This window comes from Telluria sp. ZB4P36, assembly GCF_059685865.1.
Window position 1 is genome coordinate 132,308 of sequence record NZ_JCASIE010000002.1, and the last position, 26,521, is coordinate 158,828.

Annotated in this window: 24 protein-coding genes; 18 read left to right on the forward strand and 6 right to left on the reverse strand. The window is 67.4% G+C overall.

The window, feature by feature from the left end; genetic code table 11:
- Positions 1-93 precede the first annotated feature (93 nt).
- Positions 94-690 carry a hemerythrin domain-containing protein gene (locus tag AC56LK_RS03455; protein ID WP_497183169.1) on the forward strand — a complete coding sequence of 199 codons (597 nt, stop codon included), beginning with the start codon at positions 94-96 and terminating at the stop codon, positions 688-690.
- 69 nt (positions 691-759) lie between these two features.
- On the opposite strand, the gene AC56LK_RS03460 is transcribed toward AC56LK_RS03455, so the two are convergent.
- The 4 genes from AC56LK_RS03460 to AC56LK_RS03475 all read right to left on the reverse strand — a co-directional run bounded on the left by AC56LK_RS03460 (position 760) and on the right by AC56LK_RS03475 (position 3,943).
- Positions 760-1,488, reverse strand: coding sequence for an LrgB family protein (locus tag AC56LK_RS03460; protein ID WP_497183170.1), 729 nt, complete (start codon positions 1,486-1,488; stop codon positions 760-762).
- Positions 1,481-1,828 carry a CidA/LrgA family protein gene (locus tag AC56LK_RS03465; protein ID WP_497183171.1) on the reverse strand — a complete coding sequence of 116 codons (348 nt, stop codon included), beginning with the start codon at positions 1,826-1,828 and terminating at the stop codon, positions 1,481-1,483. Before AC56LK_RS03465 ends, AC56LK_RS03460 begins: the two co-directional genes overlap by 8 nt.
- 72 nt (positions 1,829-1,900) lie before the next feature.
- Entirely contained in the window at positions 1,901-2,989 is a 1,089-nt protein-coding gene (gene hppD, locus AC56LK_RS03470) for a 4-hydroxyphenylpyruvate dioxygenase (protein WP_497183172.1), read from the reverse strand.
- Between the two features lie 48 nt (positions 2,990-3,037).
- Positions 3,038-3,943: a LysR family transcriptional regulator gene (locus AC56LK_RS03475; RefSeq protein WP_497183173.1), complete on the reverse strand. Its 906-nt coding sequence runs from the start codon at positions 3,941-3,943 to the stop codon at positions 3,038-3,040.
- Positions 3,944-4,107: 164 nt separating this feature from the next.
- On the opposite strand from AC56LK_RS03475, the gene hmgA reads away from it, so the two are divergent.
- From hmgA to AC56LK_RS03525, 10 genes are all read left to right on the forward strand, one after another.
- Complete coding sequence (hmgA, locus tag AC56LK_RS03480) at positions 4,108-5,418, forward strand: homogentisate 1,2-dioxygenase (protein ID WP_497183174.1); 1,311 nt, start codon at positions 4,108-4,110, stop codon at positions 5,416-5,418.
- Positions 5,419-5,534: 116 nt separating this feature from the next.
- Complete coding sequence (locus tag AC56LK_RS03485) at positions 5,535-6,863, forward strand: hemolysin family protein (protein WP_497183175.1); 1,329 nt, start codon at positions 5,535-5,537, stop codon at positions 6,861-6,863.
- Between the two features lie 78 nt (positions 6,864-6,941).
- A complete protein-coding gene (locus AC56LK_RS03490) occupies positions 6,942-7,643 on the forward strand; it encodes an MBL fold metallo-hydrolase (RefSeq protein WP_497183176.1) in 702 nt (233 codons plus the stop codon).
- Positions 7,644-7,652: 9 nt separating this feature from the next.
- Positions 7,653-9,956, forward strand: coding sequence for a putative bifunctional diguanylate cyclase/phosphodiesterase (locus AC56LK_RS03495; RefSeq protein WP_497183177.1), 2,304 nt, complete (start codon positions 7,653-7,655; stop codon positions 9,954-9,956).
- A 17-nt stretch (positions 9,957-9,973) separates the two neighbouring features.
- Complete coding sequence (locus tag AC56LK_RS03500; RefSeq protein ID WP_497183178.1) at positions 9,974-10,384, forward strand: secondary thiamine-phosphate synthase enzyme YjbQ; 411 nt, start codon at positions 9,974-9,976, stop codon at positions 10,382-10,384.
- Between the two features lie 310 nt (positions 10,385-10,694).
- Positions 10,695-11,684 (forward strand): amidohydrolase family protein, encoded by a 990-nt coding sequence (locus AC56LK_RS03505; RefSeq protein ID WP_497183179.1) that lies wholly within the window; start codon positions 10,695-10,697, stop codon positions 11,682-11,684.
- Positions 11,685-11,782: 98 nt separating this feature from the next.
- A complete protein-coding gene (locus tag AC56LK_RS03510) occupies positions 11,783-12,955 on the forward strand; it encodes a DUF3616 domain-containing protein (protein ID WP_497183180.1) in 1,173 nt (390 codons plus the stop codon).
- A gap of 99 nt (positions 12,956-13,054) precedes the next feature.
- On the forward strand, positions 13,055-13,420 hold the full coding sequence (locus tag AC56LK_RS03515) for a hypothetical protein (RefSeq protein WP_497183181.1): 366 nt from the start codon (positions 13,055-13,057) through the stop codon (positions 13,418-13,420).
- A 321-nt stretch (positions 13,421-13,741) separates the two neighbouring features.
- Positions 13,742-15,118, forward strand: a complete 1,377-nt coding sequence (locus tag AC56LK_RS03520) for an amino acid permease (RefSeq protein WP_497183182.1) — start codon at positions 13,742-13,744, stop codon at positions 15,116-15,118.
- Between the two features lie 96 nt (positions 15,119-15,214).
- Positions 15,215-17,110 carry a CocE/NonD family hydrolase gene (locus tag AC56LK_RS03525; RefSeq protein WP_497183183.1) on the forward strand — a complete coding sequence of 632 codons (1,896 nt, stop codon included), beginning with the start codon at positions 15,215-15,217 and terminating at the stop codon, positions 17,108-17,110.
- A gap of 18 nt (positions 17,111-17,128) precedes the next feature.
- On the opposite strand, the gene AC56LK_RS03530 is transcribed toward AC56LK_RS03525, so the two are convergent.
- Positions 17,129-18,721 carry an EAL domain-containing protein gene (locus AC56LK_RS03530; RefSeq protein WP_497183184.1) on the reverse strand — a complete coding sequence of 531 codons (1,593 nt, stop codon included), beginning with the start codon at positions 18,719-18,721 and terminating at the stop codon, positions 17,129-17,131.
- 230 nt (positions 18,722-18,951) lie between these two features.
- On the opposite strand from AC56LK_RS03530, the gene AC56LK_RS03535 reads away from it, so the two are divergent.
- From AC56LK_RS03535 to AC56LK_RS03555, 5 genes are all read left to right on the forward strand, one after another.
- The gene (locus tag AC56LK_RS03535) at positions 18,952-20,184 is read left to right on the forward strand and encodes a 3-methyl-2-oxobutanoate dehydrogenase (2-methylpropanoyl-transferring) subunit alpha (protein WP_497183185.1); all 1,233 of its coding nucleotides are present in this window, start codon (positions 18,952-18,954) and stop codon (positions 20,182-20,184) included.
- Positions 20,185-20,228: 44 nt separating this feature from the next.
- Complete coding sequence (locus AC56LK_RS03540) at positions 20,229-21,242, forward strand: alpha-ketoacid dehydrogenase subunit beta (RefSeq protein WP_497183513.1); 1,014 nt, start codon at positions 20,229-20,231, stop codon at positions 21,240-21,242.
- Between the two features lie 2 nt (positions 21,243-21,244).
- Entirely contained in the window at positions 21,245-22,597 is a 1,353-nt protein-coding gene (locus AC56LK_RS03545; RefSeq protein ID WP_497183186.1) for a dihydrolipoamide acetyltransferase family protein, read from the forward strand.
- Positions 22,598-22,600: 3 nt separating this feature from the next.
- Positions 22,601-24,025 carry a dihydrolipoyl dehydrogenase gene (gene lpdA / locus AC56LK_RS03550; RefSeq protein WP_497183187.1) on the forward strand — a complete coding sequence of 475 codons (1,425 nt, stop codon included), beginning with the start codon at positions 22,601-22,603 and terminating at the stop codon, positions 24,023-24,025.
- A gap of 251 nt (positions 24,026-24,276) precedes the next feature.
- Positions 24,277-24,771, forward strand: a complete 495-nt coding sequence (locus tag AC56LK_RS03555) for an outer membrane beta-barrel protein (RefSeq protein ID WP_497183188.1) — start codon at positions 24,277-24,279, stop codon at positions 24,769-24,771.
- A gap of 119 nt (positions 24,772-24,890) precedes the next feature.
- On the opposite strand, the gene AC56LK_RS03560 is transcribed toward AC56LK_RS03555, so the two are convergent.
- Positions 24,891-25,535: a TetR/AcrR family transcriptional regulator gene (locus AC56LK_RS03560; RefSeq protein WP_497183189.1), complete on the reverse strand. Its 645-nt coding sequence runs from the start codon at positions 25,533-25,535 to the stop codon at positions 24,891-24,893.
- Positions 25,536-25,616: 81 nt separating this feature from the next.
- On the opposite strand from AC56LK_RS03560, the gene AC56LK_RS03565 reads away from it, so the two are divergent.
- Together AC56LK_RS03565 and AC56LK_RS03570 are read left to right on the forward strand one after the other, a co-directional pair.
- Positions 25,617-25,775, forward strand: a complete 159-nt coding sequence (locus tag AC56LK_RS03565) for a hypothetical protein (protein ID WP_497183525.1) — start codon at positions 25,617-25,619, stop codon at positions 25,773-25,775.
- 78 nt (positions 25,776-25,853) lie between these two features.
- Positions 25,854-26,516 (forward strand): GNAT family N-acetyltransferase, encoded by a 663-nt coding sequence (locus AC56LK_RS03570; protein WP_497183190.1) that lies wholly within the window; start codon positions 25,854-25,856, stop codon positions 26,514-26,516.
- The last annotated feature ends 5 nt before the right edge of the window (positions 26,517-26,521 follow it).

Genomic DNA, 26,521 nt, shown 5'->3' on the forward strand with positions numbered 1-26,521 from the left:
CCCCTGCCGACACGGGCGCGGCGCGTACTCCTACAGTAAAGACGAGTGGCGCGGCACTACCATGTTAGCTATATGACTATAAAGGGGGTACCGATGTTTAACCTGAATAAGCTGAGCCCGACGATCACCAACATGATCCGCTTCGACCACTCGCATGTGATGGTGACCTTCCACCAGTACGAAAAGGACAAGCCGCCGCGCGTCAAGAAGGCGCTGGCCGACACCATCTGCGACGCGCTCGAGATCCACGCCAAGCTCGAGGAAGAGATCTTCTATCCGGTGATGCGCCAGCGCGATGCCGGCGAGCCCTTCATGCACAAGGCCGAGCCCGAGCACATGGAGATGCGCCGCCTGATCGCCGAACTGCGCCGCACCAGCGGCTCCGATCCGCGCCACGACAAGCTGGTGATGGAACTGATGCGCGACGTGATGCACCACGTGGCCGACGAGGAAACCACCCTGCTGCCCCATGCTGAAGCAAAACTGAGCCGCGATGCACTGAGCGAGCTGGGCGCCCAGATGACCCGCCGCCGCATGCAGCTGGTGGGGCCGAAGGCCGGCAAGCTGGCCAAGGAACATGCCGTCGGCTTCGGCGGCAGCGCCGCCGCCATGGTGGTGGGACTGGCCGGTGCGCTGTTCGCCGCCAAGGCCCTGGGCCCGAAGAAGACCTGGAAGTCGAATCCGGCCTGATCCCGGATCGCCGCGCTTCCTGCCGGCCGCTGGCGCAATGCCCGCGGCCGGCGGCTTTTCTGCGTTCCCTCAGCCGAACCAGCCTGCCACGACCGGTACCAGCCACGGCGCGAGCAGCGCCGTGAGCGCGCCATTCAGGCCCATCGCCAGTGCGGCGAAGGCGCCCGTCGTGGCCCCGGACTGGAAGGCGCGCGCGGTGCCGATGCCGTGCGAGGCCAGGCCGAGGGCGAAGCCGCGCGCCGCCGGCGAGGCGATGCCGAGGCGGTCGAACAGCCAGGGGCCGCAGACCGCGCCGAAGATCCCGGTGACGATCACCATGGCCGCGGTCAGGGCCGGGATGCCGCCCAGCCCTTCCGACACCGCCATCGCGATCGGCGAGGTGGCCGACTTCGGACCGAGGGTCGCGGCCAGCTCCGGGGCTGCGCCGAGCAGCAGTGCGATCGCCACGCTGGAGACGATCGCCGTCACGCAGCCGAGCAGCAGCGCCGCAGCCAGGGGAAGGAAGGCCCGGCGCAGGCGCGGCAGCTGGCGCACCAGCGGCAGCGCCAGGGACACCGTCGCCGGCCCGAGCAGGAAGTGCACGAACTGGGCGCCCGCGAAGTAGCGTTGGTAGGACATGCCGGTCAGCCAGAGCAGCAGCACGACCAGCGCGATCGAGATGGCGACCGGATTGGCCAGCGGCGCGCCCTTGAAGAAGGCGGTGACGCGGTGGGCGGCCAGGTAGGCGCACAGGGTCATGGTCAGACCCAGCAGCGGCGAGGCGGACAGATAGACCCAGAACTGGCCGAGCTCAGGCATCGCCGTCTCCCCGCGGAAGGCGGCGCAGCAGCAGGCCGGTGAGCGCCAGGGTGAGCACGGTGCTGGCGACCGTCGCCGTGACGATGGCCAGCCAGTGGCCGCTGCCGCTGGCGGCGGTGGCGACGATGCCGACGCCGGCCGGCACGAACAGCAGGGACAGGTGGGACAGCAGGGTATCGGCGGCCTGCTCGATCTGTTTTTCCAGCGGCGGCCAGGCCAGCAAGGCGGCCATCAGCAGCAGCATGCCGGCGACCGGGCCGGGGACCGGGAGCTTCAGCAGGAAGACGATGCCTTCGCCGAGGCATTGGAACAGCAGGAGGATGGTGAAGGGGGCGAGCATGAGGCGCTTGGGTGACGAAAGCGCTCAGGATAGCAAAATGGGACCGGTGCCAGCGGCACCGGTCCCATTTACTCAGGCTTCGGCGGCCGCCCCGGCGATCGCCCCGCGGCGCAGCTGATCGCGCTCGATCGACTCGAACAGCGCCTTGAAGTTACCCTCGCCGAAACCGTCATCGCCCTTGCGCTGGATGAACTCGAAGAACACCGGTCCCAGTTGCGTCTCCGAGAAGATCTGCAGCAGCAGGCGCGGCTTGCCGTCGGTGACCGTGCCGTCCAGCAGCAGCCCGCGCGCCTTCAGTTCGGCAGCGTTTTCGCCGTGGCCCGGCACGCGCTCGTCGAGCATCTCGTAATAGGTTTCCGGCGGTGCGCTCATCAGGGGCACGCCGGCGGCGCGCAGGCTGTCGACGGTCTTCATCAGGTCATCGGTGAGCAGCGCGATGTGCTGGATGCCTTCGCCGTTGAACTGCATCAGGAATTCCTCGATCTGGCCGCCGCCCGACTTGCCCTCTTCGTTCAGCGGGATGCGGATCATGCCGTCCGGGGCGGTCAGCGCCTTCGAGGTCAGGCCGGTGTATTCGCCCTTGATGTCGAAGTAACGGATCTCGCGGAAGTTGAACAGCTTCTCGTAGAAGCCGGCCCAGAAACTCATGCGGCCGCGGTAGACGTTGTGGGTCAGGTGGTCGATGATCTTCAGGCCGTGGCCGGACGGGTGACGGTCCACGCCATCGATGAACTCGAAGTCGATGTCGTAGATCGATTTACCGTCTTCGTAGCGGTCGATCAGGTACAGCGGCGCGCCGCCGATGCCCTTGATGGCCGGCAGGCGCAGCTCCATCGGGCCGGTCGGAATCTCGACCGCCTGGGCGCCCAGTTCCAGCGCGCGCGCATAGGCCTTATGGGAATCCTTGACGCGGAAGGCCATGCCGCAGGCCGAGGGGCCGTGCTCGGCGGCGAAGTAGGCGGCGTAGCTCTTCGGCTCGTTGTTGATGATGAAGTTGATGCCGCCCTGGCGGTACAGGCTCACCTGCTTCGAGCGGTGCACCGCCACCTTGGTGAAGCCCAGTTTCGCGAACACGTCTTCCAGCACGCCCGGCGTCGGCGACGCGAACTCGACGAACTCGAAGCCCATCAGGCCCATGGGGTTCTCAAACAGGTCTGCCATTTTCTCTTCCTTGTCTTTCTCGTTGATGAACGACCGTCTCCACGGTCCTTATTCTGCAAATACTTCCGCCAGCAGCCCGCGCAGCCACTGGTTGCCCGGGTCCTGGTTGTAGCGCCGGTGCCAGAACACATTGGTCTGCAGCGGCGGCAAGGCCAGGGGCGGCACGATCCATTCCAGGCCGAAGGGCCCCGCGGCGCGCTCGGCCAGCTTCTGCGGGACCGTCACCACCAGGTCCGAGCTCGCCGCCATATAGGGCACGGCGGTGAAGTGCGGCACCCGGAAGCGCACCGCCGGCCCGATCCCGGCGCGCGCCAGCAGCGCGTTGATGCGGTCGTACGGGCTCTCGCTCGCATCGACCAGCATGTGCTCGGCCTTCACGAAACGCGCCAGCGTGACTTCACCCTTCCCCAGCGGATGGCCCTTGCGGAACATCGTCACATAGGGCTGGCGGAACAGCTGGCGCTGGTACAGGGCTTCCGAGATGTCCTCGAAGGGCCCGACCGCCAGGTCCACCCGCCCGCCTTCCATTTCTTCCTTCAGCGCCAGCGTCCCGGCGCGTACCGAACTGATGTCGACCTGCGGGGCCAGCAGCCGGCAGCGCTCGATCAGCGCCGGCATGAAGTAGATCTCGCCCACGTCCGTCATCGCCAGCACGAAGCGGCGCTGGCTGGTGGCTGGATCGAAGCGGCTGCGCTGGTTCAGCGCCAGCACCACCTGGGCCATCGCCACGCCGATCGGCTCGGCCATCTGGGCCGCCAGCGGCGTCGGCTGCATGCCGGCGGCGGTGCGCACGAACAGCTCGTCGCCGAAGGCGCGGCGCAGCCGTCCCAGGGCGTTGCTGACCGCCGACTGGCTCAGTCCCAGCCGCTTGGCGGCCGAGGAAATCTGGCGTTCCCGGTAGACTTCCTGGAATACCGACAGCAGGTTCAGGTCGATGGTATGCGGTTCTATCATGGGCGCGTTTCAGGCAGGCTGCATTGTCGGCGCGGCGGACCCGCACGAACAGCAATATTTAGCTGGTGAATAGTGTACATTTTTCTATTCATCTCGTAAAACATGCTGAATTCTTCTACAGTGGCGGCGATCCCATAGCGACCGACCACCCAGGAGACATCAGCATGAGTCACAGCGTTGACCGCCCGTCCGCCACCATGAGCGGCTTCGGCAACGAATTCGCCACCGAAGCCCTGCCGGGCGCCCTGCCGCAGCACCGCAACTCGCCGCAGCGCGTGGCCTACGGCCTGTATGCCGAACAGATTTCCGGCACCGCGTTCACGGCGCCGCGCAGCCACAACCGCCGCTCCTGGCTGTACCGCATCCGCCCGGCCGCCGTGCACGGCAGTTTTACCCCGATCGACGCCGGCCGCATCGTCAGCCGTTTCGACACGCCTGCACCACCGAACCAGCTGCGCTGGAGCCCGTTGCCGATGCCCGACGCGCCCACCGACTTCATCGACGGCTGGGTCACCATGGCCGGCAACGGCTCGCCGGAAGCCATGACGGGCTGCGCGATCCACCTGTACGCCGCCAACAAGGACATGCAGGGCCGCTACTTCTACAGCGCCGATGGCGAGCTGCTGGTGGTGCCGCAGCAGGGCCGGCTGGCGATCGCCACCGAACTCGGGCTGCTGGAGCTCGAGCCGCACGAGATCGGGGTGATCCCGCGCGGCATCCGCTTCCAGGTGCGCTTGCCGGATGGCGCGGCGCGCGGCTACGTCTGCGAGAATTTCGGCGCCCTGCTGCAGCTGCCGGACATGGGGCCGATCGGCTCGAACGGGCTGGCCAATCCGCGCGACTTCCTGAGCCCGGTCGCCCGCTACGAAGACATCGAGGGCGAGTTCGAACTGGTGGCGAAGTTCTGCGGCGGCCTGTGGCGCGCGCCGATCGGGCATTCGCCGCTCGACGTGGTCGCCTGGCACGGCAACTACGTCCCCTATAAATACGACCTGCGCCACTTCAACACCATCGGCTCGATCAGCTACGACCATCCGGACCCGTCGATCTTCCTGGTGCTGCAGGCGCCTTCCGACACCCCGGGCGTGGATACCCTGGACTTCGTGATCTTCCCGCCGCGCTGGCTGGTCGCCGAAGACAGCTTCCGCCCGCCCTGGTTCCACCGCAACGTGGCCAGCGAGTTCATGGGCCTGATCCACGGCGCCTACGACGCCAAGGCCGAGGGCTTCGTGCCGGGCGGGGCCAGCCTGCACAATTGCATGAGCGGGCACGGGCCGGACGCCGCCACCTTCGACAAGGCCAGCAGCGCCGACACCAGCCGCCCGCACAAGGTGGCGGACACCATGGCCTTCATGTTCGAGACCCGCCAGGTGCTGGTGCCGACCCCGTACGCGTTGTCCTCGCCGCAGCTGCAGCCCGACTACCAGCAGTGCTGGGCCGGCATCGGCAAGCATTTCCGTCCGGATGCCAAATGATGCCAAGCTGACAAGCCGTGTGGCGCAAACGCGCTCCGGCATGCGATGATGCGGGCGTGCGCCGCTCCGGGTGCGCCCGGACGCGGCCCGGATAGTCCGACGGAGGCCCCGCGCCAGTGTTGACCGACATATTGATCATCTCCTTCCTCATCCTGATGAATGGAGTGTTCGCCATGAGCGAGTTGGCACTGGTCTCGGCCAAGCGCATGCGCCTCGAGCGGCGCGCGGAAGAAGGCAGCCGCGGAGCGCGCGCCGCGCTCGAGCTGGCGGACGATCCCAGCCACTTCCTGTCGACCGTGCAGGTCGGGATCACCCTGATCGGCATTTTCAACGGTGCATTCGGCGAAGCCTCGCTGGTCAGCCACCTCACGCCCCACCTCGAAACCGTGCCGGTACTCGCACCTTATGCGCGCGAGTTCGCGCTGGGCCTGGTCGTGATCGGCATCACGATCGCCTCGATCATCTTCGGCGAGCTGGTCCCGAAGCGCATCGCCATGGCCTTCCCGGAAGCGATGGCGACCCTGATCGCCCAGCCCCTGCGCGTGCTGTCGGTCGTGATGGCGCCCTTCGTCAAGGGGCTGTCGCTGGCCACCAATGCCATCGTGCGCGTGATCGGCATCCGCGAAGCGAAGGAAGAAGCGCCGACCGAGGAAGACATCGCCGGCATCATCAAGGAAGGCGCCGACACCGGCGTCTTCGAGAAAACCGAATACGACATCGTGCAGCGCGCCCTGCGCCTGGACGACCAGCACCTGAAATCCCTGATGACGCCGCGCGTCGACCTGGTGATCCTCGACCTCGAGGAAGACCGCGCGGCCAACCTGGCGGCCATCGCGGCCAATCCCTACAGCCGCTTCCCGGTCTGCCGCGGCGACCGCTCGCACATCCTGGGCTACGTGCTGGTGCGCGACCTGTTCGGCCAGGCCGTGCGCACCGGTTCGCTGGAAGCCATCGACCTCGACGGCGCGGTGCAGGAACTGCTCTACGTGCCGGAGACGGTCAGCGCCATGGCCCTGCTCGAGATGTTCAAGAAGCACCGCGCCGAACTGGCCCTGATCGTCGACGAATACGGCGACATCCAGGGCATGGTCACGCTGAGCGACGTGATGAGCGCCCTGGTGGGCGACGTCACCGTCGCCGGCGAGGAATACGACGCCGACGCGGTGCAGCGCGCCGATGGCAGCTGGCTGCTGGACGGCGGCGTCGCGCTCGACCGCTTCCGCGACCTGCTCGAGACCACCCTGGGCTTCCCGGGCGAGGATGAAGGCGCCTATCACACCCTGGCGGGCTTCATGCTCTACCAGCTGGGCTACATCCCCAAGCCCTCCGACACCGTGGACTGGAAAGGCTTCCGCTTCGAGGTCATGGACATGGACGGCAACCGCATCGACCGCATCATGGTCTCGCGTTACGAGCCGGTTGAGCCGGAACCGGAACGGGATTGAAGGGAGGGCCTGGCCTTCGCCACCTTCCCCCGCGCCCCATCCTGTGGTACAACACGCACCGCACCCAGGAGACCCCCAATGCAAGTCAACCCGATCCAGCTGTTCGACGCCGAATCCTCGACCTACACCTACATCCTGTCCGCCCCGGACAGCCGCGATGCGGTGATCATCGACCCGGTCGACCGCCACTGGCAGCGCGACCTGGCCCACCTCGAACGCCTCGGACTGTCCCTCACCCACGTGCTCGAGACCCACGCCCACGCCGACCACGTGACCTCGGCCGGCAAGCTGCGCGCGCTGACCGGGGCCAAGGCCTGCGTGCCGAGCGGCTGCGGGATTCCGCCGGCCGAAGTGCAGCTGCAGGACGGCGACGTGATTCCCTTCGGCCAGCGCGAACACATCGCCGTGATCCATACGCCCGGCCACACCGCCGGCAGCATGTGCTACCTCTGGCGCGGCAACCTGTTCACCGGCGATACGCTGCTGGTGGACGGCTGCGGCCGCACCGACTTCCAGGGCGGCAGCGCCGAGGCGCTGTACGACAGCGTCACCCGCAAGCTGTTCGCCCTCGACGACGCCACCCGGGTCTGGCCGGGCCACGACTACAAGGGCCAGTCGCTGTCCAGCATCGGCTGGGAGAAGCGCCACAACGCGCGCCTGGCCGGCCGCTCGCGCGAGGACTTCGTCGCCCTGATGGGCGCCCTGAACCTGCCGCGCCCGAAACTCATGGACGTGGCGGTACCGGCCAACCGCAACCTGGGCCTGGCGCACAGCGTGTAGTCCGGACGCATGAAACAGTTCTACGATCTCGCGCACTGGCGCGCCCGCATTTTCTCCAAGCTCATGTCGACCGTGCTGCTGTTCGGCGTGATCGCGGCCGTGCCGAGCGCGACGTTGGCGATCGCGGACGGCATGTGGCAGATCGCCGCGATGGACATCGTCGCCCTCGGCTGGCTCTTCGCGCTCTGGTGGTTCAAGCGCATTCCGTACACGCTGCGCGTGCTGAACTTCCTGGCGGTGATCTTCCTGGTGGGCGTCGGGCTGATGCTCACTGTCGGGCCGGTCAGCCAGATCTTCCTGATGGCGCCCCCCGTGCTGGCGGTTGTCCTGCTCGGTACCCGGCAGGCATTGGCAGCCCTGTTCCTGAGCGCCTTCACCATCCTCGGCCTCGGCCTGGGCGGTCATGTTCCGCTCTTCGTTTCCGGCATCGGGGACAACGAGCTGCTCTCGTCGCTGGTCGTGACCCTGAACTTCCTGTGCGTCGGCGCCGTGATCACCCTGACGTGCGGCACCCTGGTGAGGGGCCTGTCCGAGACCCTGGGCGAAGTCCACGGTTTCGCCGAATCGCTCGAGATCAAGCAGGAGAAGCTGCACGAGCTGAACGCCGAGCTGCGCCTGACCTCGGCCGCGGTGGCGCGCCTGAACGACATGGTGCTGATCGCCCACGCGGTCGACGCGCCGGGCGCGCAGCAGCCGATCATCTTCGCCAACGAGGCCTTCGAGCGCCGCACCGGCTACAAGCGCGACGAGATCATCGGGCAAAGCATGCGCCTGCTGCACGGTCCCGAGACCGACCCGGACGAGGTGGCGCGCATCCTGGGCGCGGTCAGCCGCAACGAGCCGGTCAAGGCCGAACTGCTGAACTACACCAAGGGTGGCGACCCTTACTGGGTCGAGATGGAAATGGTGCCCTTCGCCAGCGAGGGCGGGCGCCATTCGCACTGGGTGGTCGTCGGGCGCGACATCACCGAGCGCCGCAACTCGGCCAGAGCAATTCACAACCTCGCGTTCTACGACGTGCTCACCGGCTTGCCCAACCGCCGCCTGCTGACCGAGCGCCTCGATGCGCTGGTGGCTGCGCGCCATGCCGGCGGCGCCTTCGGCGCGGTGCTGTTCATCGACCTCGACAACTTCAAGTACGTCAACGACGCGCGCGGCCACGCCACCGGCGACGCCCTGCTGCGCAGCGCCGCCGAGCGCCTGGTGGCGGCGGTGCGCAGCCGCGACACGGTGGCGCGCCTGGGCGGCGACGAATTCGTGATCCTGCTGCAGGACCTCGGCCACGACGCCGGCGCCGCTACCGAGGCTGCCGTCAGGGTCGCCCACAAGGTCCTCGCCGCGCTGGGCGAGGAAGTCATGATCGACGACCAGGCGTACCGCTCTACCGGCAGCATCGGCGTGGCCCTGCCCCTGCATCCCGAGCAGAACGGCCACGACCTGCTGCGCGAAGCGGACGTGGCGATGTACCAGGCCAAGGCGAGCGGGCGCAACGGCGTCGCCCTGTTCGAGACCAACATGCTGGCCGAGGCCGAACAAAAGCTCACGCTCGAGCGCGACCTTGCCATGGCGCTCGAGAACGGCGAGCTGGCCATGCACCTGCAACTGCAGGTCGACCACGCCCGGCAGCCGGTCGGCGCCGAGCTCCTGATGCGCTGGCGCCGTGCCGACGGCGTGCTGGTGCCGCCCGACGTGTTCATCCCGATCGCGGAAAGCACCGGCCTGATCGTCCCGCTGGGGAACTGGGTGCTGCGCCAGGCCTGCGAGGCCTGGCTGCGCCTGCAGGCGGCCGGCCATCCGCTGCCGCTCTCGATCAACGTCAGCCCGGCCCAGTTCCGCCAGCCCGACTTCGTCGAGCAGGTGCGCGCGGTACTGCGCGACACCGGCGCGCCCGCGGGACAGCTGATCTTCGAAGTCACCGAAGGCCTGCTGGTCACCGACCTGGACGAGACCATCGCCCGCATGCACGAACTGGCCGGCCTCGGCATCCGTTTCTCGGTGGACGACTTCGGCACCGGCTACTCGAACCTGGCCTACCTCAAGAAGATGCCGCTGTACGAACTGAAGATCGACAAGAGCTTCATCCGCGACACCCCGAACGACGTCAACGGCACCGCGATCGTGCAGTCGATCCTCGCCATGGCCGACCACCTCGGCCTGCGCGTGGTGGCCGAGGGCATCGAGACCGCCCAGCAGGCGCAATACCTGTCCGATCACGGCGGCCCGTGCATGCAGGGCTATCTGTTCTCGCGTCCGGCGCCGCTCGACGAGCTGCTGGCCGCGCTGGCGCAGATGGACGCGCCGGCCGCGGCCTGATCCTGCAGGAGTACGACATGGCGCACCAGACCATCCTCGAGATCCAGACCCAGGGACGCGGCACCCGCGACATCACGGCCGCGGTGGCCGAAGCCGTGCGCGCCTCCGGGGTGCAATGCGGCCTCGCCCACCTGTTCGTGCAGCACACCAGCTGCTCGCTGCTCATCACCGAGAACGCCGATCCCGACGTGCGGCGCGACCTCGAAACCGTCCTCGGCCGCCTGGCCCCGGACGGCGACCCCGCCTACCGCCACGACGCCGAAGGCCCGGACGACATGGCGGCCCACGTGCGCAACATGTTGACCGGTTCGGGGCTGGGCGTGCCGGTCGGCGGCGGACGCCTTCTGCTCGGCACCTGGCAGGGCATCTACCTCTACGAACACCGCAGCGCCCCGCACCGCCGGCGCGTGGTCGTCACCATCCTGTAGGCCCGCACTATTCCCCCCGCCGTGGGGGAAGACCGGTGCGCCCGGTTTATCTACACTGCATGCAGGCCGTGACGCTGCACCCGCGAGGCGCAGGGAAAACGGCCCCAGGATTCCGGCACCGCATTGCCACGAGCCCATCAAGGAAGGTCCACGCCGATGGATTTCCTCGACGATATCCTCGAGGCGCGCAAGGCGCGCCTCAGGCGGCCTGAGGAGGCAAAGCCGGCGGCGCCATATGTATCCATTTGTCGTGGACAGCGCCGCCGCCAGCCGCTAGTCTGGAGCCTCGTATCCACCCAGAGGTTCCGCCATGCTCCACCCCTTCGCCAGGCTGCGCAGCGCCGCCGCACTGCTGCTGGCCCTGCCCGCCTTCGCCTTTGCCGCGGCGCCGGCAGCGCCCGCCGCCGACCACCACCAGCACCTGTTCAGTCCCGCCATCATCGCCCTGATCAACCCGGCGCCGGGTCCCGACGCGCTGCGCGAGATCCCGGTGACCGAGCTGATCTCCCTGCTCGACAGCGCCGGCATCCGGCGCGCGGCCGTGATGTCGACCGCTTACATGTACGGCCGCCCGTCGCGCGTGATCGAGGACGAATACGCCAAGGTGAGAGCGGAGAACGACTGGACCGCAGCCCAGGTGGCCAACTACCCGGAGCGCCTGCGCGCCTTCTGCGGCTTCAATCCCTTGAAGGACTATGCGCTGGCGGAACTGGAGCGCTGCGCGGCCCACCCGCAGCTGCGCACCGGGATCAAGATGCACTTCGGGAATTCCGATGTCCAGCTCGAGAACCCGGCCCACATCGCCCGGCTCAAGGAAGTGTTCCGGGCCGCGAACCGGCACGGCATGGCGATCGCGGTCCACATGCGTGCCTCGATCTCGCTCAAGCGTCCCTACGGCGCGGCCCAGGCGCGCGCCTTCCTGGAGCAGCTGATGCCGCAGGCGCCCGACATCGTGGTGCAGGTTGCGCACTTCGCCGGCAGCGGCCCCGGATACGAAGACCCGCCCTCCAACGAGGTGATGCGGACCTTCGCCGAGGCGGCCGCGCGCAATGACCCGAACACGCGCCGGCTCTACTTCGACGTGGCCTCGATCGCCACGCCCGACATCACGCCCGGGCACGCGCGCGAAATGGTGGAACGCATCCGCATGGTCGGCGTCGACAAGATCTTCTACGGCTCGGACGCCGCCACGCCCACCAACATGAAGCCGCGCGAAGCCTGGGCCGCGTTCCGCGCCTTGCCGCTGACCGAGGCGGAGCACAAGCGCGTCGCGGAGAACGTCGCCCCTTACCTGAAGTGAACCGGGATGCGCGCCGCCGGCCTCCTGATGAGCGCCGTCCCCTGCGGCCCCATGCTATCGTTACCCGGCAATGTCGCACACCGCGCCGAGGTTCCCGCATGCATCCCTCCAACATCGTCCTCCTCGAATTCCACCCTGAACGCGACGAGCTGTGCTACGGCAAGGAGCTGCGTGACGGCCTGTCGGTCGCCCTGCGCATGGGCAGCTCGCTCTGGCTCGCCAACGATGAATCGGTCAGCCTCGAACGCCTGACAGTCTGCGAGGAAGACAGCACCGGCCGCAGCAGCTTCACGCGCGGCCACCGCCAGTACGCCCTGCACGACTACCTCGACCTGCCGCTGCCGCCAAAAGGCGAGTCGGAAGACGAGATCAACGAAGCCGACATCGAGGGCCTGGCCTGCGACGGCAAGTACCTGTGGTTGGCTGGCTCGCACAGCCTGCGGCGCAAGCAGCCGCGCGACGGCGACGGCGTGAAAAAGGCGCACAAGCGCCTGGCCTGCGTCAGCGCGGACGGCAACCGCTACCTGCTGGCGCGGATTCCGGTGGTGAAGGACGGCGACGGCTACACGCTGGAAAAGGAAACCGTCCACAAGGACAAACGGCGCTGCGCCGCCATGCTGCGTGGCGACGAGCACGGCAACGAACTGACCGCGCTGCTGAAGGAGGACGAGCACCTCGGTCCCTTCCTCGCCATCCCGGGCAAGGACAACGGCTTCGACATCGAGGGCCTGGCGGTGGCCGGCAAGCACCTGCTGCTCGGCCTGCGCGGCCCGGTGCTGCGCGGCTGGGCGCTGGTGGTACAGGTGGCCTTGGTCGACGACCAGCAGCCGGGCCGGCTGCGGCTGGCGCCCGTGACGGAAGACGGCCGCCTGTACGCCAAGCATTTCCTCGACCTGGGCGGACTCGGCATCCGCGACCTGTGCGTGCACGGCAAGGACGTCCTGGTGCTGGCCGGGCCGACCATGGACCTGGACGGCCCGGTCACCCTGTTCCGCTGGCGCGGCGCGGCGGCAGCCGGCAACGGCGCGGGCAAGGACGGCGCGGTCGCGGCCGGCGAACTGGAACGGGTACTGGAACTGCCCTTCGGCCGCGGGGTCGACCATCCAGAGGGGATCGCGCTGTTCGCGGCCCAGGAGGACGGCAGCGAAGAACTGCTGGTGGTGCACGACGCGGCCTCGCCGAGCCGCCAGATCGGCGACAGCACCCTGGTGGCCGATGTCTTTACGCTGCCGCGGGGGCAAGGTCGCGGATCGGCAAAACCGGCAAAATAGATCAGGCGATATGCATATTTCGACAGGTTCGTGATTTTTGTTGAATTTCGCGCCCCGATCGCGATGGTATTCTCGCCGCCTCGCTTCTGATTCCTTGCAATGACTCCCAAGAACACCCTGTGGGCGCTGCTGGCGCTCATGTTTGCCTGTGGTATGGCAGACGCCCTGTACGCCGCATCCCATGTACGTATGCCGGACTGGTGGGCCCTGCTGTCGGCCTTCCTGCTCAACTTCCTGCCCTATTACTGGTATCGCCTCGACAGCGAAGCGCGCCTGTTCCGCCGTTCGCGCTGGCTGAGCTCGGCCGTGGTCGGGATCTCGCCGCTCGGGATTCCGCTCTACCTGCTGCGCAGCCGCCCGCAGGGCAGCCGCCTCGGTTCGCTGGCACGCATGTCGGGCTTTTTGCTGATGATGCTGGGCGCCGGGGTGGCGGGCGTGCTTGCCTTCTTCGTGATGCCGGGCTGAAGGCGAGCTCGTTCACCGAAGGGCAGCTGATCCTGGCCTGCGCCCTGCCCCGTCCGTTTTTGCTAAGGTGGAAGCGATGCCGCGCGCCGCGCGGCCAGCCTGGACAATATGGAGGACAGCATGCGCAAGATCATCATGATGGCCATTGCAGGCCTGCTCTGGAAAAAATTCGGCGGCAAGATGGCGCAGCGTTACCCGCTGGGCCGCCGTACTTACCGCCGCTTCTGATACACGGGAACGGGACGCCGCCGAAGTTTCGCCCGGCGCGCCGTCCTTGCAGTAGAATCGCTGGCTTTAAGGCAACTTTCCTTAAGGCCGACGATGGACGACGCGAAGCATGAACTCAAACGTGGCTTGAAAAACCGCCACATCCAGCTGATCGCCCTCGGCGGCGCGATCGGCACCGGGCTGTTCCTGGGGGTGGCCCAGACCATCCAGCAGGCCGGCCCCTCCGCCCTGCTCGGCTATGCGTTCGCCGGCCTGATCGCCTTCCTCATCCTGCGCCAGCTCGGCGAGATGATCGTCGACGAACCGGTCGCCGGTTCCTTCGGCTATTTCGCCAGCAAATACGGCAGCCCGATGGCCGGTTTCGTCTCCGGCTGGAACTACTGGGTGATGTACATCCTCGTCAGCATGGCCGAACTGTCGGCGCTCGGCATCTATGTCCAGTACTGGTTCCCCGAGATCCCGACCTGGGTCTCGGCGCTGGGCTTCTTCGTCCTCGTCAACCTGCTCAGCCTGATGAACGTGAAAGCCTTCGGCGAGCTCGAATTCTGGTTCTCGATCATCAAGGTCGCGGCCGTCGTCGGCATGATCGTGTTCGGCTGCTACCTGCTGGCCAGCGACACGGCGGGCCCGCAGGCCGGCGTGGCCAACCTGTGGCAGCACGGGGGCTTCTTCCCGAACGGCTTTGCCGGACTGGCGCTGTCGATGGCGGTGATCATGTTCTCCTTCGGCGGCCTGGAAATGATCGGGATCACCGCCGCCGAGGCCGACAATCCGGGCCACACCATCCCGCGCGCCATCAACCAGGCCATCTGGCGCATCGCCATCTTCTACGTGGGCGCGCTGGCGGTGCTGCTGATGCTCTACCCGTGGCAGAAAGTCGTCACGGGCGGCAGCCCCTTTGTACTGATCTTTGCCGCCCTGGACAGCAACGTCGTGGCCAACGTCCTCAACCTGGTGGTGCTGACGGCGGCGCTGTCGGTCTACAACGGCTGCGTCTATGCCAACAGCCGCATGCTGTTCGGCCTGGCCGAACAGGGCAATGCGCCGCGCGCCCTGCTCGCCGTGTCGAAACGCGGGGTGCCGCTGGCGGCGCTGGCGGTATCGGCGATTGCCACCGGCATCTGCATCTGCATCAATTACTTCCTGCCGAAGGAAGCCTTCGGAATGCTGATGGGCCTGGCCGTGGCGGCACTGGTGATCAACTGGGGCATGGTGTGCTGGAGTCACCTGCGCTTCCGCCGCGCCAAGCAGGCCGCCGGCCAGCCGACTGCGTTCCGCAGCCCGTTCTTCCCATTGACCAACTATCTTTGCCTGGCCTTCCTGGCCGGCATCGTGGTCGTGATGTACCTGACCCCTGGCCTGCAATTGTCGGTGTGGATGATTCCGGCCTGGCTGGCCCTGCTGGCGCTCGGCTACCGGCTGCGCCAGCGCAGCGTTCCCGCTGCTCACGCTTTGGTAAAGACGCAATAAAGCGACACTGGGCCTGTATTGTCGTGTTGCGCTAGCTCAATAGCTACGCTGTTGATAAAGTGTCACTCCCGATCTATCCATGGTGAAGGAGTACGCTTGAAAAAGATTGTCGCCAGTTTCGTTGCAGTGAGCCTGTTCGCTGCCGATGCCGCCACCTTCGTCGCGGCACAGGACTATACCAAGTACAGCCAGGAAGCCCTGGACAAGGAACTGGCGCAAATCGCCACCACGCGGCGCAGCGTGATGGTGCCGATGCGCGACGGCGTCGGGCTGTCGACCGACATCTACATGCCGAAGAACGCGAACGGCAAGCTCCCCACCATCCTGTGGAAGACGCCCTACAACGAGGGCAAGCTGAAGGGGTCGACCCAGCGCTACGTGATGGAATCGCTCAAGCGCGGCTACACGTTCATCGTCCAGAACGAACGCGGCCGCTACTTCTCCCAAGGACAGTGGGAAATCCTGGGCAATCCCCAGACCGACGGCTACGACACCCTGAGCTGGATCGCCCGGCAGCCCTGGTCGAACGGCAAGGTCGGCACCCTGGGCTGCTCCTCGTCGGCCGAATGGCAGCTGGCCCTGGCCGCCCTGAACCACCCGGCGCATGCGGCGATGGTGCCGATGGCGGCCGGCGCCGGGATCGGCAAGCTTGGACGCTTCCAGGAGCAAGGCAACTGGTACACCGGCGGCGTGCCGCGCAACCTGTTCTTCGTGTGGCTGTACGGCGTCGACAACCCGCTGCGGGCGGAACTGCCGGCCTCGATTACCGACGAAAAGCTGCGCACCCGCATTCAGGCCTATAACGACCTCAATCCAAGCAAACCGCAGGTCGACTGGAACAAGCAGATCAAGCACCTGCCGGTGAATGAGCTCCTGAGCTCGCTCGGCGAGCCACCGGGGACCTTCGAGAAATTGATCGCCCGCACCCCGGCCGATCCAGCCTGGCGCCAGGGCGGTCTCTACCACGAAGGCATGGGCTGGGGCGTGCCCGCCCTCTGGTTCAACAGCTGGTATGACGTCTCGGTCGGCCCGAACCTCGAGCTGTTCAACCACGCGCGCACGGCCGGCACCGACAAGGAGGCAAGCGCCAACCAGTACGCCGTGGTCGCGCCGAATCCGCACTGCCAGTTCGCCAGGCTCGGCCCCAACATGACGGTGGGCGAGCGCGCCATGGGCGACACCAGCTTCGACGTCGACGGCCTCATTTACGGCTGGTTCGACCGCTGGCTGAAAGGGAATACCAAGGCCTTTCCTGCCGACACGCCCCGTGTCCGCTACTTCGAAATGGGCGCCAACCGCTGGCAAAGCGCGGGCGCCTGGCCGCCGGAGACCGCGAAACCGATGCGTCTCTACCTGCGCTCGGGCGGCAAGGCGAATTCGCTCTACGGCGACGGCCGCCTGACCGCGGAAGCGCCGGCCGCCAACGAGGCCGCCGACCGCTATCGCTACGACCCGATGAACCCGGTGCAGACGATCGGCGGGGGCGACTGCTGCAACGGCGGCATCGTCGTGCCCGGCGCCTTCGACCAGCGCCCGGTCGAGGCGCGCAACGACGTGCTGGTCTATACCAGCGAGCCGCTGACCAAGCCGGTCAGCGTGGCCGGTTTCGTGGACGCGGTCCTGAAGGTCTCGTCGAGCGCCAGGGACACCGATTTCGCCGTGAAACTGGTCGACGTCGCGCCCGACGGCACTGCCTGGATCATCGGCGACACCATCTTCCGCGCCCGTTACCGCAGCGGTTTCGACAAGCCGGAACTGCTCACGCCCGGCCAGGTCGTGACCATCCGTCCGACGCCGATCACGACTGCGATCCAGTTCGGCGCGGGGCACCGGATCCGGGTCGAGGTGACGTCCTCGAACTTCCCGAAGTTCGTGCGCAACCTGAACACGGGCGGCCCGAACGAGAGCGAGAAGCTGGGCGTCGTCGCGGATAATGCGCTGCACCACGACGCCGCCAACCAGAGCTATATCGAGCTGCCGGTGCTGCGCTAGGTCGGTGCGGGACGGCGCCTAGCTGGCCGCGCGTGCCAGCGCGGCGTCGGCCTGCTTCCTCGCTTCCACCTGGCGCACGATCTCGCCGAAGGCCATCGGCCGCCCGAACAGCCAGCCCTGCGCATACTGGACCCCGTGCTTGAGCAGGAAATCGGCCTGCGCCTGGCTTTCCACGCCTTCGGCAATCATGCGCAATCCGAGGTCCTTGGCCATGCCGATGATGTGCGCGACCACCTGGCTGGTCGGCGCCCCGGTGCCGATCGCCTCGATGAAGCTGCGGTCGATCTTCAGGTAGTCGAGTTCCAGCGATTCGAGGTAGGACAGGCTCGAGTAGCCGGTGCCGAAATCGTCGATCGCGAGCGCAAAGCCATGGCGCCGCAGCGTGCCCGAAACCTCGCGCGCCACCACCGGGTCGAGCAGCCCGCGCTCGGTCACTTCGAGGATCAGGTTGGAAGGCGCGGCGCCCATCTGTTCCACCGTGTGCTGCAGGCAATCGACGAAGCCTTCCGAATGGAAGTCGGCCGGCGCCAGGTTGACGCCGATGTGGAAGCGCGGGTGCTCCCGCAGGAAGGCGTGGGTATCGCGGCAGACCATGGTAAGCACCTGGCGCGTCAGCTTGACGATCATCGCGTTCTGTTCGGCGATCGGGATGAACAGGTCGGGCATCACGATCTCGCCGGTGGGGCGGCGCCAGCGGACCAGTGCCTCGACCCCGATCCATTGCCCGTTGCGCAGGTCGACGACCGGCTGGTATTCCAGGAAAAATTCCTTGCGCCGCAGGGCGGTCTTGACCGCGAACGGCAAGGCCATCTGCTGGCGCGCGAGATAGAGGATGGCCAGCGTCAGCACGACGCCCGCCAACAGTCCCGCCGGCACCAGGCGCATGGCGACGTCCTGCGAGCGCCCATGGAGGTAATGCAGCGGTACCGCCGCGATGCCGGCCGCGCGGTAGACCTGCGAGCGCACCACGGCGACGACGTAGCCGTCTTCCTCGAAGACGACCTCGCGCCGGTCGCCGAGCCGTTTTATCCAGTCCGGATCGACATGTCCGCGCGCACTCAGCGGGATCGGATAGTCGAAGGACATCACGGCAAGCGCAACGTCCGGTTCGCTCTTGGCAGTGTCGATCGGCAGGCCGGCGTGCAGGATGGCGCCGAAATCGCCGAACTGCACCACCAGAAAGCGATGTTGCGGCGCGAAGGGGAAGCGCACGTTCGTGCGGACCAGGGCGCCGCGCCTGCTGCGGTAGGTGGGCGCGCCCAGTTCCAGGACCTGTGCCGAGCCGACGATGGACGAACACGGCATGCGGTTGCCGACGATATGACCGACTGCCTGGATATAGGTGGACGCAAGGTCGATCTCGCGCATCACATCGATGGCGACCGGCGCGCAGGGCGCCGCCGCATGCGGGGCGAGCCGGGTAACGGCGGCCTCCACCTGGGCAGCCGTCTCGTTGCCGCGCACCACGACGTCGCGCGCATAGCCGAGCGCATGGGCGCCCTCGGCCTTGAAGGCCTGGCGCTCCGACTCTTCGATCGCGAGCCAGATCGGCAAGCCGATCCCGGCGATGGCGACCAGCAAGGTCAGCAGGACGACGGCGGTCTTCTTCACGATATCCTGCGCATGGGCATGAACGGGCGACTCCGTGAGACCATACTACAGACGCCGCGTGCGACCGGCAACCGGCGCAGGCGTGCGTGCCCCCTCCTGTGCCGGGTCCGCCACGCCCCAGGCCCGTTATGCTGCATAGCAATATGAAAATAGTTCGCCAGGGCCTTCGTGTGCGCGGCCGTTGGCCGTATCATGCTTGCCGCAAGTCACCTTACAAAGGGGAAGCGTTTATGAGTCAGAGTAAGCCTCTGTCGCTGCACGTACCGGAGCCTACCGGCCGTCCGGGCTGCAAGACCGATTTTTCGTACCTGCAATTGAGTCCCGCCGGATCCGTCCGGCGTCCGCCGATCGACGTGGCGCCGCTCGACACGAGCGACATCGCGACCGGCCTGATCCGCGTCCTCGACGAGAACGGCGATGCCGTCGGTCCCTGGGCGCCGGAGGTCGAGCCCGAACTGCTGCGCTTCGGGCTGCGCACCATGATGAAGACCCGCATCTTCGACGCGCGCATGGTCATCGCCCAGCGCCAGAAGAAGATGTCCTTCTATATGCTCTCGCTCGGCGAGGAAGCCATCGGCACGGCCCAGGCCCTGGCCCTGGAAGACGGCGACATGCATTTCCCGACCTACCGCCAGCAGAGCCTCCTGTTCGCCAAGCAGGTACCGCTGGTCGAAATGATCTGCCAGCTGCTGTCCAACGAGCGCGACCCGCTCAAGGGCCGCCAGCTGCCGGTGATGTACTCGGTGCGCCGCGCCGGCTTCTTCACCATTTCCGGCAACCTCGCCACCCAGTACCCGCAAGCCGTGGGCTGGGCCATGGCTTCGGCCATCAAGGGCGATACCAAGATCGCCGCGGCCTGGATCGGCGACGGCGCCACCGCCGAATCCGACTTCTCCACCGCCCTCACCTTTGCCCACGTGTACCGCGCGCCGGTCATCCTCAACGTGGTCAACAACCAGTGGGCGATCTCGACCTTCCAGGCCATCGCCGGCGGCGAGAGCGTCACCTTCGCCACCCGCGGCATCGGCAGCGGCATCGCCTCGCTGCGCGTGGACGGCAACGATTTCCTGGCCGTGCTGAGCGCCTCGCGCTGGGCCGCCGAACGCGCCCGTTCCAACCTCGGTCCGACCCTGATCGAATGGGTCACTTACCGCGCCGGCCCGCACTCGACCTCGGACGACCCCTCGCGCTACCGCCCGGCGGACGACTTCCAGCACTTCCCGCTGGGCGACCCGATCGCGCGCCTGCGCCAATATCTCACCAAGCAGGGCTGGTGGTCGGACGAGGAGCACGACAAGGTGCAGGCCGAACTCGAAGCGGAGATCCTCGCAGCCCAGAAAGAGGCCGAGTCCTACGGCATCCTGGGCGACGAGCGCGCCCCGAGCGCCGCCACGATGTTCGAGGACGTCTACAAGGAGATGCCGGAGCACCTGCGCCGGCAGCGACAGGAACTGGGAGTATGAGCATGGCACGTGACGATCAAGCAGTAGACAAGGACACGGCCACCATGCCGATGACCATGATCCAGGCGCTGCGCTCGGCCATGGACGTGATGATGGAACGCGACCCCAACGTGGTCGTATTCGGCCAGGACGTCGGCTTCTTCGGCGGCGTATTCCGCGTCACCGACGGACTGCAGGCGAAATACGGCAAGTCGCGCGTGTTCGACGCGCCGATCTCGGAAGGCGGCATCGTCGGCACCGCGGTGGGCATGGCGGCCTATGGCCTGCGCCCGGTCATCGAGATCCAGTTCGCCGACTATTTCTATCCGGCGACCGACCAGATCGTGTCGGAAGCGGCGCGCCTGCGCTACCGCTCGGCCGGCGAGTTCACTTCGTCGATGGTGATCCGCATGCCCTGCGGCGGCGGCATCTACGGCGGCCAGACCCACAGCCAGAGCCCGGAAGCCTTCTTCACCCACGTGTGCGGCCTGCGCACCGTGATGCCGTCCAATCCCTACGATGCGAAAGGCCTCTTGATTGCGTCGATCGAGAACGACGACCCGGTGATCTTCCTGGAACCGAAGCGCCTGTACAACGGCCCCTTCGACGGCCACCACGACCGTCCGGTCGTACCCTGGTCGGGCCACGCGCTCGGCAATGTGCCGACCGGTTACTACAAGGTCGACCTCGACAAGGCCGCCGTGGTCCGCCCCGGCAACGACGTGACGGTGCTGGCCTACGGCACCATGGTCTGGGTCTCGGAAGCGGCGGCGCGCGAGAGCGGCGTCGACGCCGAAGTCATCGACCTGCGCAGCATCTGGCCGCTCGATCTCGAGACCATCGTCAACTCGGTCAAGAAGACCGGCCGCTGCGTGATCGTGCACGAGGCCACCCGTACCAGCGGCTTCGGCGCCGAACTGGCGGCGCTGGTGCAGGAACACTGCTTCTACCAGCTGGAGGCGCCGATCGAGCGCGTCACCGGCTGGGACACCCCTTACCCGCATGCGCAGGAATGGGCCTATTTCCCGGGCCCGGACCGCGTCGCGGCGGCCCTGAAACGCACGATGGAGGGTCGCTGACCATGGGCATTCACGTCATTAAAATGCCGGACCTCGGCGAAGGCATTGCCGAAGTCGAAGTGGTGGCCTGGCACGTCCAGCCGGGCGACACGGTCAAGGAAGACCAGGTGCTGGCCGACGTCATGACCGACAAGGCCACCGTCGAGATCCCCTCACCGGTCGCGGGCACCATCACGAGCCTGGGCGGCGCGGTCGGACAGTCGCTGGCCGTGGGCGCGGAGCTGATCCGCCTCGAGGTCGAGGGCGCCGGCAACTTCTCGGGCGAGAAGGCGAGGCAGGAGCCGGTGAAGTCGGCTGCCGCCACGGCACCAGCCGAGGAAGTCGGCGATCCCCAGCTGGCAGCGGTGGCCCACGCCGAAGCATCCAGCGGCGCATCGGCGAAGGCGGCGGCTCCGGCGGCGGTGCCTCCACCGAAGGCGCCGGCTCCCCAATCGCGCGCTTACCAGAACGGTCCCGCCCCGATGCGCGGCGAGGGCGAAAAACCGCTGGCCGCACCGGCGGTGCGCCAGCGCGCCTGGGACCTGGGCATCGAGCTGCAGTTCGTGCACGGTAGCGGTCCGGCCGGCCGCATCACCCACGCCGACCTGGACGCCCACGTGGCGGGCCGCCGCGGCGCCGGCGCCGGTGGCGGCAGCGACAATCGCTATGCCAAGCTGGAAGGCGAGCACGCGGCGCCGGTGATCGGCCTGCGCCGCAAGATCGCCGAGAAGATGCAGGAAGCCAAACGCCAGATCCCGCACTTCACCTATGTCGAAGAGATCGACGTCACCGAACTGGAGCTGCTGCGCGCCCAGCTCAACGCCCGCTACGGCGCCGAGCGCGGCAAGCTGACCCTGCTGCCGCTGCTGATGCGCGCCGTGGTGCTGGCCATCCGCCAGTATCCGATGATGAATGCGCGCTACGACGACGCCAACAACCTGCTGACCCAGTACGATCCGGTCCACCTGGGCATCGCGGCCCAGACCGAGGCCGGGCTGATGGTGCCGGTGGTGCGCCATGCCGAGGCACGCGACCCATGGGACAGCGCGGCGGAAGTCGCACGCCTGGCCGATGCTGCGCGCAGCGGCAAGGCCACGCGCGAGGAGCTGAGCGGCTCCACCATCACCATCACCAGCCTGGGACCGCTGGGCGGCATCGTCACCACCCCGGTCATCAACCGGCCGGAGGTGGCGATCATCGGCACCAACCGCATCGTCGACCGTCCGGTGATCCGCGACGGCGCCATGGTGGCGCGCAAGATGATGAACCTGTCGTCCTCGTTCGACCACCGCGTGATCGACGGCCAGGTGGCGGCCAAGTTCATCCAGGCCATCCGCGGCTACCTGGAAACCCCGGCGACCATCTTCGTGGAGTAAGCGATGGAGACTTTACACACTACTTTACTCATCATCGGCGGCGGTCCCGGCGGCTACGTGGCCGGCATTCGCGCCGGCCAGCTGGGCGTGCCGACCATCCTGGTCGAAGGCGCCTCGCCCGGCGGCACCTGCCTGAACATCGGCTGCATCCCCTCCAAGGCCCTGATCCACGCCGCCGACGAGTTCTGCAAGGCGCGCAGCTATGCGGCCGAGACCTCGCCGCTCGGCATCAGCTTCGGCACGGCGGCCGCCGCGGTCGAACCGCGCATCGACCTGGAGCGCACGGTGGCCTGGAAGGACGGCATCGTCAGGAAGCTCACCGGCGGCGTCGGCGCCCTGCTCAAGAAGAACGGCGTCAAGCTGGTCGAGGGCTGGGCCAGCATCCTGGACGGCAAGACCGTCGAGGTGCGGCCCGAAGGATCGAGCGAAGCGACCGTGCGCATCCGCTGCGAGCACATGCTGCTGGCCAGCGGCTCGCTGCCGGTCGAACTGCCCTTCATGCCTTTCGGCGGTCCGGTCGTTTCCTCGACCGAAGCGCTGTCGCCCGGCGACATCCCGCAGCGCCTGGTGGTCGTCGGCGCCGGCTACATCGGCCTCGAGCTGGGCACTGCCTACCGAAAGCTTGGCAGTCAAGTGACGGTGGTGGAAGCGGCCGACCGCATCTTGCCGGCCTATGACGCGGATCTGGTGAAACCGGTGGCCGCGGCCCTGGGCCGCCTCGGGGTCGAGCTGCGCCTGGCCACCTCGGTGCTCGGCATGGACGAGGATGGCCGGCGCGTGCGCGTGCGCGACGCCTCCGGCGTGGAGGCCCTGCTGGAAGCGGACCGGGTGCTGGTGGCCGTCGGCCGCAAGCCGCGTACCACCGGCTGGGGCCTGGAAAACCTGATGCTCGACATGGACGGCCGCGCGATCAAGGTCGACGACCAGTGCCGCACGTCGATGCGCAATGTCTGGGCGATCGGCGACCTGGCCGGCGAACCGATGCTGGCGCACCGCGCCACGGCCCAGGGCGAGATGGTGGCCGAGATCGTGTCGGGCAAGCGCCGCCACTTCGCGCCCGCCGCGATTCCGGCGGTCTGCTTTACCGACCCGGAGATCGTGGTGGTCGGCATGTCGCCGCTGGATGCCGACAAGGCCGGCATCGAGATCGTCACCGCCAACTTCCCGTTCAGCGCCAACGGCCGCGCCATGACCATCGAAAGCACGGACGGCTTCGTGCGCGTGGTGGCGCGCAAGAGCGACCACCGCATCATCGGCTGGCAGGCCGTGGGCGGCGCGGTCTCCGAACTGGCGGCCGGCTTCACGCAATCGATCGAACTGGGCGCCCAGCTCGAGGACATCGCCGGTACCATCCACGCCCACCCGACCCTGGGCGAGGCGGTGCAGGAAGCCGCACTGCGGGCGCTGGGACACGCGCTGCACATCTAGCACTACGCTACTGCTGCCGAAACCGCCCTCGTGGGCGGTTTTTTTATGGTCGCGCGCCGGCAAGCGCCGTCAAATCCTTGCCAAATTCGATCCACAGGCAAACGACATGTGCATATTTCGTTACATTTGCAAACATTATTTGCACTTTTGTGCGGTGTGAAAGATTGCAATCGACATATCCCAGCTGCAATAATCGCCTCGCGCTCGGGAATGAGCCCCAGCGCACCACCACGCTCAAAGAGGCACACAATATGTTCAAGAAAATCGCAGCCGCTACCGCCCTGATCATCGCTTCGTCGGCAGCCTTCGCCGCACAACCGAATACCTTCTATGCAGGCGCCGACGTCGGCCGTACCAAGGTCGACGACATCTCCGGCCGTGAAACCGGCGTCGGCGCTTTTGTCGGCTACAACTTCCACCAGAACTTCGCTGTGGAGGGCGGTTACCGCCGCCTGGCCGACTACGACATGGGCCTGGGCAGCGTGAAGGTCGATCAAGCCCACCTGTCGCTGATCGGCAGCCTGCCGGTCAACGAGCGTGTGAGCGTCTACGGCCGCCTCGGCGTGAACAGCCTGGAAGGCAAGATCAAGGCCGCCGGCTTCGAAGAAAAGGATTCGACCACCAAGGCGCTGTACGGCGTCGGCGTGAACTACGCCTTCACCCCTGCCGTCTCGGCGCGCGTCGAAGTGCAGAAGCCTTCCAGCGATTCGACCAACGTGAGCGCCGGCGTCGCGTTCCAGTTCTAAGCCGGACCCGGCCGGGGGTCTTGCGTCCGGCTACGCCATCGGTGAGCGGCGCCGCCGTGCCGGCGCCGGCATACTCGGAGCGCGCTTATCCTTTGCACACCGCCATGAACATGCGACCATCAGGCAGATGACGATGCCCTGAGCCCCCTGGCCGGTGCGGACAACACGGCGCCGAGCCGCAGGGCCGTGCCGACCACGGTGTCGATCCCGGGCGCATAGCCCTTGTCGATCCAGCGCAGCGCGATGTGGATCACGCCACAGACCACGCCGGCCTGCAGCAGCTCGTCGTCCGGCGCACCCGGCGCGGCGACGATGCGCGCCACCTCGCGCCCGATGGCGCGCAGCGCGGCGTCGAAGGCCTGGTCCACCGCGCGGCTGACGCCGCGGATCTCCACCAGGAACACGCGCGCCGACTGCGGTTCGCGCTGCAGGGCGGAAAAATAGGCATGCAGCATGGCGCGCGAACGCGCGATCCGGCCGCGCCCCGCATCGCGCGCTGCGCGCGTGATTTCGCCGAGCACCGAATAGGTCACGGCATTGAAGGAGTCGATCAGCAGCGCTTCGCTGTTGGGGAAGGATTCGTAGAAGTAGCGCTCGGTCAGGCCGGCGGCCTCGCAGACCGCCTTGACGGTGGCCTGGTGGTAGCCGCGCTCGCCATACACCGCGATGGCCGCGGCGACCAGGCGCGACCGGCGGTCGGCGCGCCGCTCTTCCTGGGACAAGCCACGGTAGGAACGGCTGGTGGTGGTGAGCTCTGCTTTCATGTTGACATTCTACACAGAAACTTGCCACCCCGATTCTGACAATGTAGAGTGTCAGCATAAGCAAAAATGATTCGAGACACCATGCATTCACCCGCAGCCTCGCCCACGCCGCAGGACCAGCCCCTCGACGTGCTGATCGTCGGCGCCGGCCTGTCCGGCATCGGCGCGGCCAGGCGCTGGTCGACAAGGTGCCCGGCGCCCGCCTCGAACCGGTCGAGGGCGGGCACATGCTGCCGGTGACCCAGCCGGATGTCACCGCCAGCTTCATTGCCAGCGTCGCCGGTGCCCCTCTGGCACGGGCCGGCTGAGGATCGGCACATGGACGTGATCCGCACTCCGCGCCTGCGGCTGCGCACCTGGGAAGCCGGGGACGCAGCGGCCTTCCGGGAACTGAACCAGGACCCGCGCGTCACCGAGTTCCTGCCCGGCCCCTTGACGATGGCGCAGGCAGAGGCCTTCATCGCAGCCCAGCAGGCATTGTACGAACGCAGCGGCGCCTGCTATTTCGCGGCGACCCTGGCCGACAGCGGTGAGCTGGCCGGTTTCGTCGGCCTCAAGCGCCACGAGGGTGGCTCGGTCGGCAGCCTGCCCTTCGCGCCCTGCACCGACATCGGCTGGCGCCTGGCGGCGCGCTACTGGGGCCAGGGCTACGCCGGCGAGGCGGCGCGCGCCTGCCTGGAGTTCGGCTTTCGTGAACTGGGGTTGGAAGAAATCGTCTCCTTCACGGTCCCGGCCAACCTGCGCTCGCGCTCGCTGATGGAAAAGCTGGGCATGCGCGAAGACGGCGTCGGCGCGTTCGCGCACCCGGCGCTGCCGAACGATCATCGGCTGTCACGCCACGTGCTGTACCGGCTGCGCCGCGCTGATGGGGCGCAGTCGCCGGATAGCCAGACCGCCGCGCCTCCTGTCGAGCCTGCTACACCAGCGGCCAGAACCACGTTTCCGCACTCGTCCAGTAACAACTCGTCCCGCAGGCGCTGATACCT

Coding starts and splice junctions, on each gene's coding strand:
- hppD (WP_497183172.1), bottom strand. CDS start 2,989: ATGGCAGACCTGTTTGAGAACCCCATGGGCCTGATGGGCTTCGAGTTC.
- AC56LK_RS03455 (WP_497183169.1), top strand. CDS start 94: ATGTTTAACCTGAATAAGCTGAGCCCGACGATCACCAACATGATCCGC.
- AC56LK_RS03560 (WP_497183189.1), bottom strand. CDS start 25,535: ATGAAAGCAGAGCTCACCACCACCAGCCGTTCCTACCGTGGCTTGTCC.
- AC56LK_RS03555 (WP_497183188.1), top strand. CDS start 24,277: ATGTTCAAGAAAATCGCAGCCGCTACCGCCCTGATCATCGCTTCGTCG.
- AC56LK_RS03570 (WP_497183190.1), top strand. CDS start 25,854: ATGGACGTGATCCGCACTCCGCGCCTGCGGCTGCGCACCTGGGAAGCC.
- AC56LK_RS03495 (WP_497183177.1), top strand. CDS start 7,653: ATGAAACAGTTCTACGATCTCGCGCACTGGCGCGCCCGCATTTTCTCC.
- AC56LK_RS03540 (WP_497183513.1), top strand. CDS start 20,229: ATGCCGATGACCATGATCCAGGCGCTGCGCTCGGCCATGGACGTGATG.
- AC56LK_RS03515 (WP_497183181.1), top strand. CDS start 13,055: ATGACTCCCAAGAACACCCTGTGGGCGCTGCTGGCGCTCATGTTTGCC.
- AC56LK_RS03465 (WP_497183171.1), bottom strand. CDS start 1,828: ATGCTCGCCCCCTTCACCATCCTCCTGCTGTTCCAATGCCTCGGCGAA.
- AC56LK_RS03460 (WP_497183170.1), bottom strand. CDS start 1,488: ATGCCTGAGCTCGGCCAGTTCTGGGTCTATCTGTCCGCCTCGCCGCTG.
- AC56LK_RS03510 (WP_497183180.1), top strand. CDS start 11,783: ATGCATCCCTCCAACATCGTCCTCCTCGAATTCCACCCTGAACGCGAC.
- AC56LK_RS03520 (WP_497183182.1), top strand. CDS start 13,742: ATGGACGACGCGAAGCATGAACTCAAACGTGGCTTGAAAAACCGCCAC.
- lpdA (WP_497183187.1), top strand. CDS start 22,601: ATGGAGACTTTACACACTACTTTACTCATCATCGGCGGCGGTCCCGGC.
- AC56LK_RS03500 (WP_497183178.1), top strand. CDS start 9,974: ATGGCGCACCAGACCATCCTCGAGATCCAGACCCAGGGACGCGGCACC.
- hmgA (WP_497183174.1), top strand. CDS start 4,108: ATGAGTCACAGCGTTGACCGCCCGTCCGCCACCATGAGCGGCTTCGGC.
- AC56LK_RS03490 (WP_497183176.1), top strand. CDS start 6,942: ATGCAAGTCAACCCGATCCAGCTGTTCGACGCCGAATCCTCGACCTAC.
- AC56LK_RS03535 (WP_497183185.1), top strand. CDS start 18,952: ATGAGTCAGAGTAAGCCTCTGTCGCTGCACGTACCGGAGCCTACCGGC.
- AC56LK_RS03565 (WP_497183525.1), top strand. CDS start 25,617: ATGCATTCACCCGCAGCCTCGCCCACGCCGCAGGACCAGCCCCTCGAC.
- AC56LK_RS03475 (WP_497183173.1), bottom strand. CDS start 3,943: ATGATAGAACCGCATACCATCGACCTGAACCTGCTGTCGGTATTCCAG.
- AC56LK_RS03505 (WP_497183179.1), top strand. CDS start 10,695: ATGCTCCACCCCTTCGCCAGGCTGCGCAGCGCCGCCGCACTGCTGCTG.
- AC56LK_RS03545 (WP_497183186.1), top strand. CDS start 21,245: ATGGGCATTCACGTCATTAAAATGCCGGACCTCGGCGAAGGCATTGCC.